The organism is Pseudomonas sp. Hp2, assembly GCF_006386585.1.
Classification (GTDB): Bacteria; Pseudomonadota; Gammaproteobacteria; order Xanthomonadales; family Xanthomonadaceae; genus Pseudomonas_S; species Pseudomonas_S boreopolis.
On sequence record NZ_VAHJ01000004.1, the window covers coordinates 163,874 to 177,235 of the forward strand.

10 protein-coding genes are annotated in these 13,362 nt (G+C 72.5%); 1 reads left to right on the top strand and 9 read right to left on the bottom strand.

The annotated features are described in order from the left end of the window. Nucleotides 1-73 precede the first annotated feature (73 nt). The 9 genes from FD678_RS13785 to FD678_RS13825 form a co-directional block, all read right to left on the bottom strand. Entirely contained in the window at nucleotides 74-1,873 is a 1,800-nt protein-coding gene (locus FD678_RS13785; RefSeq protein ID WP_140724640.1) for a carboxypeptidase regulatory-like domain-containing protein, read from the bottom strand. Further along, nucleotides 1,870-4,098, bottom strand: a complete 2,229-nt coding sequence (locus tag FD678_RS13790; protein ID WP_140724643.1) for a DUF4175 domain-containing protein — start codon at nucleotides 4,096-4,098, stop codon at nucleotides 1,870-1,872. Before FD678_RS13790 ends, FD678_RS13785 begins: the two co-directional genes overlap by 4 nt. Continuing rightward, nucleotides 4,095-5,252 (bottom strand): BatA domain-containing protein, encoded by a 1,158-nt coding sequence (locus FD678_RS13795; protein WP_140724646.1) that lies wholly within the window; start codon nucleotides 5,250-5,252, stop codon nucleotides 4,095-4,097. The genes FD678_RS13790 and FD678_RS13795 overlap by 4 nt, the downstream gene beginning before the upstream one ends. 166 nt (nucleotides 5,253-5,418) lie before the next feature. Continuing rightward, a complete protein-coding gene (locus tag FD678_RS13800; protein WP_140724649.1) occupies nucleotides 5,419-6,309 on the bottom strand; it encodes a DUF58 domain-containing protein in 891 nt (296 codons plus the stop codon). Between the two features lie 10 nt (nucleotides 6,310-6,319). Beyond that, nucleotides 6,320-7,312: an AAA family ATPase gene (locus FD678_RS13805; RefSeq protein ID WP_140724652.1), complete on the bottom strand. Its 993-nt coding sequence runs from the start codon at nucleotides 7,310-7,312 to the stop codon at nucleotides 6,320-6,322. A 93-nt stretch (nucleotides 7,313-7,405) separates the two neighbouring features. Continuing rightward, a complete protein-coding gene (locus FD678_RS13810; RefSeq protein WP_140724655.1) occupies nucleotides 7,406-8,107 on the bottom strand; it encodes a DUF4159 domain-containing protein in 702 nt (233 codons plus the stop codon). Nucleotides 8,108-8,318: 211 nt separating this feature from the next. Then, a complete protein-coding gene (locus tag FD678_RS13815) occupies nucleotides 8,319-9,653 on the bottom strand; it encodes a TldD/PmbA family protein (protein ID WP_140724658.1) in 1,335 nt (444 codons plus the stop codon). Between the two features lie 20 nt (nucleotides 9,654-9,673). Then, nucleotides 9,674-11,308: a TldD/PmbA family protein gene (locus FD678_RS13820; RefSeq protein WP_177497798.1), complete on the bottom strand. Its 1,635-nt coding sequence runs from the start codon at nucleotides 11,306-11,308 to the stop codon at nucleotides 9,674-9,676. Between the two features lie 168 nt (nucleotides 11,309-11,476). Next, the gene (locus FD678_RS13825) at nucleotides 11,477-12,424 is read right to left on the bottom strand and encodes a LysR family transcriptional regulator (RefSeq protein ID WP_140724661.1); all 948 of its coding nucleotides are present in this window, start codon (nucleotides 12,422-12,424) and stop codon (nucleotides 11,477-11,479) included. A gap of 120 nt (nucleotides 12,425-12,544) precedes the next feature. On the opposite strand from FD678_RS13825, the gene FD678_RS13830 reads away from it, so the two are divergent. After that, nucleotides 12,545-13,318: an SDR family oxidoreductase gene (locus FD678_RS13830; protein WP_140724664.1), complete on the top strand. Its 774-nt coding sequence runs from the start codon at nucleotides 12,545-12,547 to the stop codon at nucleotides 13,316-13,318. Nucleotides 13,319-13,362: the final 44 nt, after the last annotated feature.

Below are 13,362 nucleotides of genomic sequence, written 5' to 3' on the forward strand. Positions count from 1 at the left end.
CCAGGGGCTTCCGGGGGGCTGGCCGGCGCCGCGTATTGCGCGGTCGGCAAGGTGAAGCGGTCGTGACGAAGGGTCAGCGGGCGGTTCCGGCGCGGTCCCGGCCGAGGCGGCTGCGTTCCAGCCACCACAGCAACGCGGCAGCGGCGACGAAGGCCAGCCACCATGGCCAGCGCGGGCCGGGCTGCGGCGCGGCCATCGCCGGCCGCGGCGGCGCGCCTTCGCGCACCAGCCCTAGCGTGGCCGCGCGCAGGCCATTGGCGTGCAACGCGGGCGCCTCGGCCGGATCGCGCACCAGCACGCGGCCGGCGCGTTCGCCGTCCTGCCAGCGATACAGGCCGGCCTGGCGCGGCCACGCGCCGGCGCACGCGGCGTCGCCGGTGGCCGGATCGCGCAGCAGCGGGGCCGCGCTGCCGTCCGGGGCCTGCAGCACGGCGGCGTCGCCCAGGCCGCACAGCGCCAGCCGTTCGTCGCGCCACCCGGGCGCGGCGACGGCCAGGGCGGGCGCCTTCGGGCGCGCCAGCGGCGACAGCAGCTCGCTCCACAGCGCCGCATGCGCGGACGCGTGGCCTTCGAGCACCAGGCGATAGCTGTCGGCGAGCGTGGTCACGCCGATCCGACCGCGGCCGAGCGTGCGCCACCAGGCGTAGGCGCTGCCGTCGGCAGCGCGCAGCGCATCGACCGCGCCAGCGGCGGCGGGTGCGAAAACCCGGCGCTCCAGCGCCGGCAAGGGCGATGCTTCGTCGTCGCGGCCAGGGTCCGGCCCGGCCGGTGCGCCGCGCCGCGCCGCATCCAGCGACGCATCGGCCGGACCGGGGAGCCTGACCGGCGCGATCCCGCCCTCGCCGCGCAGCGGCATGCCGAGCTCGGCCAGCGCGGCGCGCGCGCCGGCGTCGAGCGGGCCGCCGATCCGCACCAGCAGGCCCAGCCCGCGCGCGACCGCGTCGCGCACGGCGGCGCGCTGCCCGCGGCCGAGCCCGGCCAACGCGCGTTCGTCGACGATCAACAGGTCGACGCCGTCCAGCGTGGCCGCCTCCAATGGGCGCGGCGCATCGCCCAGTTGCAGGCCGCCGCCGACCGCGACCTGGGTCTGCAGCGAGAGCCCGGCGTCGTGCGCCCAGCGGCGCAGGTACTTCAGTTCCGGCTGCGGCGCGCCGGCGATCAGCCACAGTTCGAGGGCCGGCGCTTCGGCCACCGATACCGGCACCTGCGCGCGGTCGCGCGGGTCGCCCTTGGCATCGAGCACGCGGACCTCGAACAGGACATCGCCGGTCGCGCGCGCGCTGCCGTCCAGGACGAAGCGCCCGTCCTCGCCGATGCTCGCGCGATCGACCCGGCGGCCGGCCGGGTCGAGCAGTTCCACGCTCGCGTGCGGCAGGCCAACGACGCGGCCGCCGATGGCGAAACCGGCGCCCGGCGCCAACGGCGGCGGCGTGGACAGCTCGGCCAGGCCCGGCACCGGCGCCACGGGCGCATACGCCAGCGGCCAGCCGGCGGCGGCGTCGCGATCGCGCGCGGGCAATCCCGCGCCGACGATCCGCAGCCGCTGCGTGCCGGGATGGCGGCGCAATGCCGTGGCCAGGTCCGGGACGCGTTCCACCTCCGCCAGCGCGGGGGCTTCGGGCAGCGCGACGACGCGGTCGCCTGGTGCCGCGCCCAGCGAACGCAGGTCGCTGCCGGCGCTGGCGACCACCAGCGTGCCGGCCTGTCCTGCGCGCGGCGGCGGTGCCAGCGCGAAGTAGAGCAGCGCCGCGCATGCCGGTTGCAGCGCAAGCAGGGCGATCTTCTTCCAGGCGGCGACGCGGGCGCGGCGCAGGCGCCACATCGCCAACAATGCCGCCACCGCCAGCACGGCGGCCAGGACCAGTTGCGTCATCGCGCGTCCTCCTGCCGTTGCAGCGCGTCCAGGTAGCGCCGGCCACGCTCGTTGGCCGGCGCGCGCGGCGCCGGCGCGGCCGGGGGACGGACCAGCAGCGGCCACACCAGGGCGCGCAGGCGCTGCCGGCAGGCGCCGCAGTCGGGCGTGGCGCGCAAGGTCTCGACCGCGGCGGCCAGGTCGAGCGCGTTCTCGATGCTCCCCTGGTGGGTGCCTAGCCACGCCGCGAAATCGTCCAATGCGCCAGACGCCGCGGCGCGATCGGCCGCGCCCAGCGCCTGCCACAAGGCCATCGGCCGCGGGTCGGGCGCGGTACGCGCGACGAGCGCGTCCTCGCGCCGCGCCAGGCCGTCGCGCTGGCCGCTCATGCGGCGGCCCTCGTCGATCGGCGGCAGCTCCGGCCCCACCCGCGCCAGGTAGATGCGTTCGGACTGCTGCACCTGCTTGATGTACTCCAGCGCCTTGTACGCATGCGGCAGTGCCTGCGCGGGACGGCCCTGGCGCAGTTCGCCCTCGGATTGCCACATCTGGTCGAGCGCGGCCTTGAGCGTGGCGCGGGTCTTCGGATCGAGCAGGGTCGCGGCCTCGGCATGGTCGTGGGTGTGGCCGAACTCGGCGAGCACGTTGCCGGCCTGGCCGAAACCGGCGCTCCCGTGCGCGTCATGGTCGTGATCATGGTCGTCGAGCGCGGCCGCGCCTTGCGGCGCTTCGTCGTGGTCGTGGCCGGCATGCGCGTCGCGTGCCGGCTCGGGCCTGGGCGCGGGCGCATCGGCGGTGGGCAGGTCGGCCGTCGGCGGCGCGTCGGCGCTGGGAATGTCGTCGGCCGGCGGCGGCTTCGGCGCGCCTTCGCTCTCCTCGCCGAGGAACTGGCCGTAGCGCAGCCGCAGCAGGCGCTGGTCCACGCCGATCGCGTCGGAGCGCTTGAGGAAGGCGTCGGGATCGAGCCGCGGCTTCTCCTTCAGCAGCGCCTCGGCGTCGAGGATGATCTGGCGCTGGCTGCGGAAGTACGCCGGCAGGGTCTTCTTGACGCTGCCTTCCAGGTCGGTCGCCAGCGCCTGTTCCGGCGGCGGCCAGCGCAGGATCACGCTGGCGCTGCGCGCCTCCTGCGGCGCCGGCTGGCGGGTGTCGCGCACGACCAGCTGCGCGATCAGGTCGTCGCCCGGCGCCATGCCCAGCGCCTGCGGCTGCAGCGTGTGCGCGAACCGGCGCAGCGTCGCCGGCCCGCTGCCGGCCAGCGCCACGGTCTGCTCGCGGAAGCGGATGTTCTCGCCGCTGCCTTGCGCCAGCGTGAGCTTCAGTTGCGCGCCGGCGGCGACGCCGTAGTCGTCGCTGGCCTCGAAGCGGAGCGCCCAGCCGGCGCGCGTCGGCGTCCACTGCACCAGGCTGCTTTCCGGTTCGAGCACGCGCACCTGCGGCGGGCGGTCCGGCAGCGCCTCGAGCTTGTGCAGCGCGCCGTCCAGCGGCTTGCCGTCGACGATCACCCGGTACAGCGTGGAGCGCTGCAGCGCCATCCGCGCCTGCCAGGCATCGCCGTCGCGCACCAGCTCCAGCGTGCTGCCGTCGTGCAGGCGCAAGGCGACGCGCATCGGTTGCGGCTCGAAGCGCAGCGTCCACGCCAGCTGCGTGCCTTGCGGCACCTTGGCGTCGAGCGACGGCAGCGTGCCCGGCGCCTGGCCGGTATAGGCCGGCGGCGTGGCGTGCAGGCGCGCCGTGCGCAGCACCGGTGCACGGCTGGCCGGTGCGGATGCCTCGTCGCGCGCCGCGGGCGCGCTCGGGCGTTGGCCGTGCATCGGCCAGCGCAGCGCCAGCGACGCCAGGACGAGCGCGGCCAGCGCGAGCGGCAGGATCGAGCGCCAGGGCCAGGGTTCGCGCAGGTCGCGGGAGCCGGAACCGAGCCGCGCCTCCACGCGCGCGCGCTGCAATCGCTGCAACGGCCCGAGCGCGGCCGGATCGGCGAACAGCAGGTCGGCGCTGTCCTCCAGGTCGCGGTCGCGGTCGAGCCGGCGGACCAGCCAGCGGCGGTCCAGGCGCCGCGCGCGCAGCACGCCGGACGCGGCGGTGGCCAGCAGCGCGACGGTGGCGACGGCCATGGCCATGGACGGGCCGGCCCAGCGCCAGGCCAGCGCGGCCGCCAGCAACGCCAGCGGCACGCCCTGCGACCAGACGATCGCCTGGCGGCGGCGCCGCGCCGCGCGCCACAGCAGGGAGAGCCGCGCGGCGCTCATGCGGACCTCCCGCGCCGCGGCGAGGTCGCCAGCCAGCGTTCGAGCAGGAAGAGCAGCGCGGCGACCAACGCCAGCCAGGGCGCCAGCGATCGCGGTGCGGCCGGCGAAGGCGTGGCGCCGGTCATCGGCGCCTGGGTCGAGGCGAACGCGCGTTGCGGCGGCGGCGGCGGTTGCAGCACGCCGCGCAGGCGGTCCGGGAACGCGGCGTCGAGCAATGGCGGCAGTGCGACCGGATCCAGCGCGCGGGCGAAGCGCAACACGCGCCCGGCGCCGAAGCCGGCGCCTTCGACCACGGCGGTGCCGCGCTCGTCGTGCCAGTGCGGCTGCAGCGCGAGCCCGCGCGGCAGCGGCGTGCGCGCATCGAGCAGCAGCGTGCCGCCGTCGCGGGCCCACTGCAGCAGCGATGCCGGCGGTGCGGCCGCGGAGAGCCACAGCGCGGTCGTATCGCGCGGCGGTGCGGCGGCAGCATCGGCGGCGGGCCGGACATCGAGCGTGGCGTCTTCGTGCCAGGCCGCCTGCACGGCGCGCAGGTAGCGCAATGCGCCATCGTTCGCAGCATCGGCGAACACGCGCAGCGTTGGCGGTGCGGTCTTCGCGGCCGCGGGCGATGGCGACGCGGCTTCCACGACCTGCCATCGCACGCGCCGCGACAGCACCGGTACCTGCCCGTCCAGGCCGCCCCATCGGCGCGGGACCACGACGGTCAACGGCGTCGCGGCCGGCAACGTCGCGTCGAGTTCGCGCAACAGGCTGGCCTGCTGCCGGGCCGCATCGGGCGCGGGTGTGGCCAGGTCGGGAAATCCAGGGGCCAGCCACAACCAATGCGCATCCGCCTCGCCGGCAACCGCGGCGCGCGCCTGCGCCGGATCGACGCCGGGCGCGACCGCGATGCGCGGCCGGCGGTCGTCGCGCCCGAGCAGCGCCGGTTGCGCGAGCAGCAGCGCCAGCAGCGCGAGCAGCAACAAGCGCACCAGCAACAGCGGCCATTCGTCGAAGCGGACGCGATGGCGCGGGCGCGGCACCGCGCGCAGCCAGCGCAGCGCCGCGAACGGTGTCGGGCGATGCTCGCTGCGGCGCGCCAGGTGGATCAGCAGCGGCAGCAGCAGCGCGGCGAGCGCGGCCAGGCCGAGGGGCAGGAGCAGGACGAGGTTCAAGGGATACCCTCATCCGCCCCTTCGGGGCACCTTCTCCCGCTCGCGGGAGAAGGGAGCGAAACCGTTGGCGCGGCGTGCGGCGGCATGCCGGCGTTCCTTCTCCCGCCCGGCGGGAGAAGGTGCCCCGAAGGGGCGGATGAGGGCCAAGACGACAACGCGATGCCGATCATGCCTTGGCCTCGAACAACCGCCGCAGCACCGCGTCCGCCGGCTCGTCCAGATGATGGACCGCATGCCGGATGCCCGCCGCCTGCCAGCGTGCCGCGCGCGCGCGTTGCGCCTCGGCGAAGCGGCGCAGGTAGTCGGCGCGCATCGCGGCGCCGTCGCCGAGCAGTTCCTCGCCGGTCTCCGGATCGAGGAAGCGATGGCCGCCAGCGAACGCGAAATCGCGCTCGTCGCAGGTCAGCACCTGCAACTGCAGCACCTCGCGGCGCGCGGCCGCGAGCTTTTCCAGCAGTTCGCCCGCGTCCTCGTCGAAACCGTCGCCGATCGCCAGTACCAGGTCGTTGGCGGCGATGCGTTCCCAGACCGGCCGCAGCGCCGCCGGCGACGGCCAGGCGCCTTGCGCGCGCAGGCGATGCAAGGCCAGCCAGAGCCGGTCGCGCTGGCGCAGGCCGGTACCGGCAGGCACAAGCTCCAGGCCTGCCCCATGCACGGCGACCAGGCCGAAGCGGTCGCCCTGCTGCAGCGCGACCTCGGCGGCGCAGGCGGCCAGGGTCTTCATCGCATCCAGCCGCGCGTAGTCCGGCCGGCGCTGGTCCGCCTGTCCCGCCGACGCGGTCGCATCGAGCAGCAGCCACAGCGTCAACGGGCTCTCGCGCTCGGCCTCGCGCACGAAGAAGCGGTCCGAGCGCGCGTAGAGCTTCCAGTCGACCTGGCGCAGTTCGTCGCCCGGCTCGTAGGCGCGGTACTGCGCGAACTCCAGCCCGGCGCCGCGGCTGCGGCTGGCGTGCAGGCCGATGCCGTGCGCGCCGGCCATGCGCCGCGCGCGCAGCTGCAACGTGCGCAGGCGGCTTCGCACATCGCCCGGGATCAGCGCCGGCAAGCCTTCGGCCACGACGGCCCGCTCAGGCGGCGAACGGCACGCCGCGCAGCAGCGCGGCGACCACGTCGTCGGCCGTCTTCTGCTCGGCCTCGGCGGCGAACGACAGCAGCAGGCGATGGCGCATCACCGGCGCGGCCAGCGCGGCCACGTCCTCGCGGGTCGCGGCGTAGCGGCCGTGCAGCAGCGCGCGCGCCTTCGAGGCCAGCACCAGCGACTGCCCGGCGCGCGGGCCGGCGCCCCACTTCACCCATTGCCGCACCTCCTCCGGCGCCTGCGGCCCCGGGCGGCTGGCGCGCACCAGGCGGTTGATCCAGCCGAGCAGGTCCTCGCCGACGTGCACCTCGCGCACGTGGCGCTGCAGGGCCTGCACCGCCTCCGCGTCCATCACGCGCGGGACCTGCGCGCCATGCGAGCCGGTGGTCTGCCGCAGGATGTCGCGCTCCTCCGCTTCGCTCGGGTAGTCCACGCGCACGTGCAGCAGGAAGCGGTCCAGCTGCGCCTCCGGCAGCGGATAGGTGCCGGCCTGCTCGATCGGGTTCTGCGTGGCCAGCACGAAGAACGGCGCCGGCAGCGAGTAGGTGGTGCCGGCGTAGCTGACGGTGCGCTCCTGCATCGCCTCCAGCAGCGCCGCCTGGGTCTTGGGCGGGGTACGGTTGAGCTCGTCGGCCAGCAGCAGGTTGGTGAAGACCGGGCCGGGCTGGAAGCGGAAATGGCGATGGCCGGTGCCGTGGTCCTCCTCCAGCAGCTCGGTGCCGAGGATGTCGCTGGGCATCAGGTCGGGCGTGAACTGCACGCGCCGGAACTGCAGCTCCAGCGCCTGGCCGAGCGAGCGCACCAGCAGGGTCTTGCCCAGCCCGGGCGCGCCTTCGAGCAGGCAATGGCCGCCGGCGAGCAGGCCGATCAGCAACTGCTCGACCACCTCGCCCTGGCCGACCACGGCCTGGGCGAGCGCGCCGCGCAGTTCGCCGAGCTTGGCGAGCAGGGGATCGAGGGTCTGTGGGTCGGGGGAGGTCATGGGAATCTCGCAGTGGTTCTCTGCGGGAGGGACTTCAGTCCCGACGGGCTTTACCGGTAAAGCCCGTCGGGACTGAAGTCCCTCCCACAAGGGTCATGAGTTCAATGCATACATCACGATGTTCACGCCGAACTTGGTGTTGTCCTCGGCCAGGAAGCGCTTGTTGCGCCAGTCGTAGTCCCATTCGCAGCCGTAGTCCTTGTTGCTGTAGAGCACGCCCAGGCGGCCGTCGATCTCGATGCCCTTGAGGTAGTCGTGCACCAGGTCGTCGCCCCAGCCGTTGAGCTCGAACCCGGTCGCCGGCGGGCCGTCCGGGAACTTGAAGAAGCTGCTGTAGATCGGGTGCCGGTTGGGCAGTTTCCTCAGGGCGGACTTGCCGAAGATCGCCGCCATCTGCGCCTCGAACGACTTGGCGAACAGCCCGTCGATGTCGTGGTTGCAGTCGTCCACGAACACGAACCCGCCGTTGCGCACGTAGCGCTCGAAGTTGCGCCGCTCGGCCGGGTTGAACTCCACCAGCTTGTGCCCGGCCAGGTAGCAGAACGGCGCCGACAGCATGCGCGGGTCGGCCAGCGGCAGCACGTGCTCGACCGGGTCCACGCGCAGCGTGGTGTAGTCGATCAGCGAGGTGATCAGGTTGGACGGCATGCGCGCGTCCACGTCCCAGTCGCCGGAGTCGTACTTCAGGCGCGTGAACCAGAAGTCGTAGCGCGCCGCCTGCGCCCGCGCCGGCCACGGCAGCGCGGCGGCGGCGGCCGTGCCGAGCAGCAGCTGCAGGAACTGGTTGCGAGTCATGGCCCTCATCCGCCCTGCGGGCACCCTCTCCCGCAAGCGGGAGAAGGGACACTTCCGGCATCCCGGACCGCGGAAAGATCGTAGCTGGCCAATACTTCTCCTGCGCGCGGGACAAGGTGCCTTGCCGCGCTGCGTGTGACGCCGGGTGCCATCCCTTCTCCCGCGCGCGGGAGAAGGTGCCCCGGAGGGGCGGATGAGGGCCGCCTTTCCCTCACACCGCGTCCGACAGCGAGGTGAACGTGAAGTCCCGCAACCGCATCGGCGGGATCATCATCACGAAGCTCGACTCGTCGCCGGCCACGCGCACCGGCTTGCCCAGCTCGTCGATGTTGTTGAGCATGATCACCGGCGACTCGTTGAAGCGGAAGTTCTTCACCGGGTGCTTGATCTGGCCGTTCTCGATGTAGAACGTGCCGTCGCGGGTCAGCCCGGTCAGCAGCACGGTCTGCGGGTCGACCATGCGGATGTACCAGGTGCGGGTGACCAGGATGCCCTTCTCGGTGGTGCGCACCAGGTCGGCGATCGACTTGTCGCCGCCGGCCATCAGCAGGTTGCCCGGCTCGCCCACCGCGCGCTTGCCGTTCTTCTGCGCCCAGTAGCGCGAGTAGTTGAGGTTGACCACCTTGCCGTTCTCGACGATGGCCATCTTCTCGCGCGGCAGGCCCTCGTTGTCCCACGGCATCACCGGCGCGCGCGGGTCCCATGGGTCGGCGGTGATGTTCACGCGTGGGTCGTAGACCTGCTCGCCGAGCTTGTTGCCGCCGCCCTTCTTCGACAGGAAGCTGCGGCCCTCGTCGGCCATGCGCGCGTCGAAGAAGTTCATCATGAAGCTGATCAGCCCGGCCGCCGCGGCCGGCTCCAGGATCACCGTGTACTTGCCCGGCTCCAGCGCCTTGGCCTCGGCCGATTCGCTGGCCTTGCGCATGGCGATGCGGATGTCCTGCTCGGCCTTGAAGTCGGCCGCGTCCTTCAGGTTGCGCCCGACCCAGCCCGAGCCGCGCCCGTCCTCGGTGCGCACCGTGCAGGTGTAGTCGAAGCGGGAGCCGCGCTGGTAGCCGAAGTTGCCGTTGCTGTTGGCGAAGGCCTCGAAGTTCTGGCCGTCCTCCAGGAAGCCGGCGGCGATCAGGCCGTTGCCCTTGCACGGGCCGATCGAGTCGGCCGCCACCTGGGCGCGGAACTCCGGGGTGATCGCGGCGGTGGACTCGCTGAAGGTCGGGCTGGGGGTGTAGGTCTGCTTCGGCACCGCCGGCACGAACTCCGGGTTCTCCGGCGCCAGCCGCGCCAGGTCCTCGGCGCGGCGCACCACGCGCTCCAGCGAGGCGTCGTCGAACTCGTTGATGGTGGCGGTGCCCACCCGCTTGCCGAACGCCACCTGCACCGCCAGCTCGGTGTTGTCGACGATGCCGCTGGTGGAGACGTTGTTGAGGGCGAAGCGGATGTTGCCGTCGATCGAGCCGGACAGCGAGGCCGTGCACTCGTCGGCCTTGGACAGCGCGACGACCTTGTCGAGGATGGCCTTGGCCTGCGCTTCGGTGAGGATGCTCATGGGATATCTCCTTGCGCCGGTCAGCCCAGCGAACGGGCGGTGTTGATGACGTTGATGCCGTTGAAGCGGGCCGTGGACGAGCCGTGCGAGACCGCCGAGACCTGGCCCGGCTGGCCCTTGCCGTCGAAGAACGAACCGCCCAGGCGGTAGTCGCGCTCGTCGGCCACGGCCACGCAGGCGTTCCAGAACTCCGGCGTGCGGATCTGGTAGGCCACGTCCTCCAGCATGCGGGTGATCTGGCCGTTCTTGATCTCGTAGAACAGCTGGCCGCCGAACTGCGCGTTGTAGCGCTGCTGGTCGATCGAGAACGAGCCGTCGCCGATGATGTAGATGCCGTTCTCCACGTCCTTGATCATCTCGGCCACCGACAGCGGCGTCTTGCCCGGCGCCATCGACACGTTGGCCATGCGCTGGAACTGCACGCTGCTCCAGGAGTCGGCGTAGCAGCAGCCGTCCGACTCGGTCTTGCCGAGGATGTGGGCCTGGTCGCGGATGGTCTGGTAGTCGACCAGCTTGCCGTCGCGGATCAGGTCCCACTGCTTGGTCTTCACGCCCTCGTCGTCGTAGCCGACCGCGCCGAGGCTGCCCGGCTGGGTCTTGTCGGCGAAGACGTGCACCTTGTCGCTGCCGTACTGGAAGTGGGACTTGAGCTTGTCCAGCGTGGCGAAGCTGGTGCCGGCGTAGTTGGCCTCGTAGCCGAGCACGCGGTCCAGCTCCAGCGGATGGCCGATCGACTCGTGGATGGTCAGCCAGGTGTGCGACGGGTCGAGCACCAGGTCGTACTTGCCCGGCTTGACCGAAGGCGCCTTGAGCTTCTCCTGCGCCTGCCGCGCGGCGGCGACGGCGTCTTCCTTCATGTCGTAGGACATGCCGTAGTTGACCACGCCGTTGGGCGTGACGACCTTGCCGGACGCGTCGCCGTCCAGGTACTCGTAGCCCAGGCCCATCGGCGCGGACAGGCCGTCGCGGGTGCGGAACTTGCCGCTGGCCTTGTCGATGGCGGTCACCGTCATCGGCGCCCAGATGCGGTGCACGTCCTGGTCGATGTAGGAACCGTCGGTGCTGGCGAAGTACTTCTGCTCGTTGACCAGGAACAGCATCGAGTTGACGAAGTTGGCGCCGGCGTTGATCGCCGCCGCGTTGACCCCGAGCAGCAGCTCGACCTTGTCCTTGATCGGCACCTCCATCGCGTTCTTCTTGATCGGCGTCTTCCACGACACCTCGCCGTAGCCCGTCGCCTTGGCCAGCTGCACCGGCGCGGTCTGGATCCTGGCGTTGGCCTTGGCGATCGCCGCGGCCTGCTGCGCGGCGCGGGCGATGCCCGCCTCGGTGAGGTCGTTGGTCGCGGCGAAGCCCCATGCGCCGTTGGCGATCACGCGCACGCCGGCACCGGTGGACTCGGTGTTCACCACGTTCTGCACCTTGTCCTCGCGGGTGATCACGAACTGGCGCAGGTAGCGGCCGATGCGCACGTCGCTGTAGCTCGCGCCGGCCTTGCGCGCCGCGTCGAGCGCGGCATCGGCCAGGCGCTTCTTGACCGCCGGGTCCAGCGTGGCCAGCAACTGCTCGGCCGCGATGGCCTTGCCGAAGAAGGACGGCACCATCAAGCCGCCCGCGGTCAGCCCGGTCAGGGCCAGGAAATCACGTCGATGCACGGCGATACTCCCCTTGGTTCCGCACGGACGCGCGGAAGGTTGGTCGGGCGCGCCGCACACGCGGAGCGCGATCCCGATTCTTGCGGTGCGCGGAATCGACCGTCAAATGACTTTAGGCATGGTCCGGCACGATTCCGTTCGACGGATCCGCGCAGCGCACGGTGCGGATCAGGCGCGCGGCGCCATGCGGCGCGTCTTGCGGACGCCGGCCGGCGGCGATGCCGTCTCGCGCTGCAGCAGCGCCTGCAGCCAGTCGATGAAGACCTGCAGCCGCCGGGAGAGATGGCGCCGGTGCGGGTACAGCAACGTCATCGGCAGCGGGTCGGCGCGGTGCCCGGGCATCACCTCCACCAGCCTGCCCTCCTCCAGCTCGCGCCGCACGTCGTAGGCCGGGACCTGGATCAGGCCGAGCCCGGCCAGGCAGCAGGCGATGTAGGCCTCGGCGCTGTTCACCGTCACGCGGCCGTGCAGGGAGCGGGTGCGCAGCTCGCCGTTCTCGCGCCATTCCCACGGCTCGATCCGCCCGCTGCCGGGCGAGGCGTACAGCACGCCCCAGTGCGCATCCAGCATCGACGGATGCGCGGGGGTGCCGTGCCTGCGCAGGTAGTCCGGGCTGGCGACGTTGACCAGCGGCAGCTGGCCCATGCTGCGGCCGACCAGGCGCGAGTCTTCCAGCGGCCCCACCCGCAGCGCGCAGTCCACGCCGTCCTCGACCAGGTCGATGGTCCGGTCGGTCATGCCGAGCTCGATGTCGACCTGCGGGTGCCGGCGCAGGAATTCCGGCAAGGCCGGCGCCACGATCAAGCGCCCGATCCGGCCGGGCACGTCCACCTTCAGCCGCCCGGACAGGGCCTGCGGCGCCTGCCGGAACAACTGCTCGGCCTCGTCCATGTCGACGATCAGCTGCTGGCAGCGCGCATGGAACAGCAGCCCGTCCTGGGTGGGCGACACGCGCCGGGTGGTGCGATGGAGCAGGCGCGTGCCCAGGCGCTGCTCCAGCACGCGCACCGCCTCGGACACGGTCGAGCGCGGGATGTTCAGCTGGTCGGCGGCGCGGGTGAAGCTCGCGCAATCCACCACGCGGACGAAGATGCGGCACAGCTCGATGCGGTCCATGGCGCGGATTATCCGGGCCCGCCGACAAGTGAAGTCAAGGCGGCCGTCTTTATCCGGGATTCCCAGTCGATACGCTGGCCCTCACCACGGCACGCACGCCGTTCCAACAGGAGAACCGTCATGACCGACCACCGCATCCAGGGCAAGACCGTGCTGATCGCCGGCGGCGCCAAGAACCTCGGCGGCCTGCTCGCACGCGACCTGGCCAAGCAGGGCGCGGCCGCCATCGCCATCCACTACAACAGCGACGCCAGCCGCGCCGACGCGGAAGCCACCGCGGCCGCGGTGCGCGAGGCCGGCGCCCAGGCGCACCTGTTCCAGGCCGACCTCACCGCGGCCGCCGCGGTGGAGAAGCTGTTCGCCGACGCCAAGGCCGCGCTGGGCCGCATCGACATCGCGGTCAACACGGTCGGCAGGGTGCTGAAGAAGCCGATGGTGGAGATCGGCGAGGCCGAGTTCGACCGGATGGACGCGGTCAACAACAAGACCGCCTTCTTCTTCCTCAAGGAAGCCGGCCGCCACTTGGCCGACAACGGCAAGGTCTGCACCCTGGTGACCTCGCTGCTGGGCGCGTTCACGCCGTTCTACTCCAGCTACGCCGGCACCAAGGCGCCGGTGGAGCACTACACGCGCGCGGCCGCCAAGGAGTTCGGCGAGCGCGGCATCTCGGTCACCGCGATCGGCCCCGGCCCGATGGACACGCCGTTCTTCTACCCGGCCGAGAGCGACGACGCGGTGGCCTACCACAAGACCGCGGCGGCGCTGTCGCCGTTCTCCAGGACCGGCCTGACCGACATCGAGGACATCGTGCCGTGGATCCGCTTCCTGGTGTCCGAGGGCTGGTGGATGACCGGCCAGACCATCCTGGTCAACGGCGGCTACACCACCCGCTGAGGCGCGAAGGCCTCGCGGCGGGGCACGGGCGCGCGAAGGCGCGC

Bases quoted from the DNA above. Each gene is read 5' to 3' on its own strand.
- FD678_RS13785 (WP_140724640.1), bottom strand. From the start codon at position 1,873: ATGACGCAACTGGTCCTGGCCGCCGTGCTGGCGGTGGCGGCATTGTTG.
- FD678_RS13790 (WP_140724643.1), bottom strand. From the start codon at position 4,098: ATGAGCGCCGCGCGGCTCTCCCTGCTGTGGCGCGCGGCGCGGCGCCGC.
- FD678_RS13805 (WP_140724652.1), bottom strand. From the start codon at position 7,312: ATGACCTCCCCCGACCCACAGACCCTCGATCCCCTGCTCGCCAAGCTC.
- FD678_RS13810 (WP_140724655.1), bottom strand. From the start codon at position 8,107: ATGACTCGCAACCAGTTCCTGCAGCTGCTGCTCGGCACGGCCGCCGCC.
- FD678_RS13815 (WP_140724658.1), bottom strand. From the start codon at position 9,653: ATGAGCATCCTCACCGAAGCGCAGGCCAAGGCCATCCTCGACAAGGTC.
- FD678_RS13825 (WP_140724661.1), bottom strand. From the start codon at position 12,424: ATGGACCGCATCGAGCTGTGCCGCATCTTCGTCCGCGTGGTGGATTGC.
- FD678_RS13830 (WP_140724664.1), top strand. From the start codon at position 12,545: ATGACCGACCACCGCATCCAGGGCAAGACCGTGCTGATCGCCGGCGGC.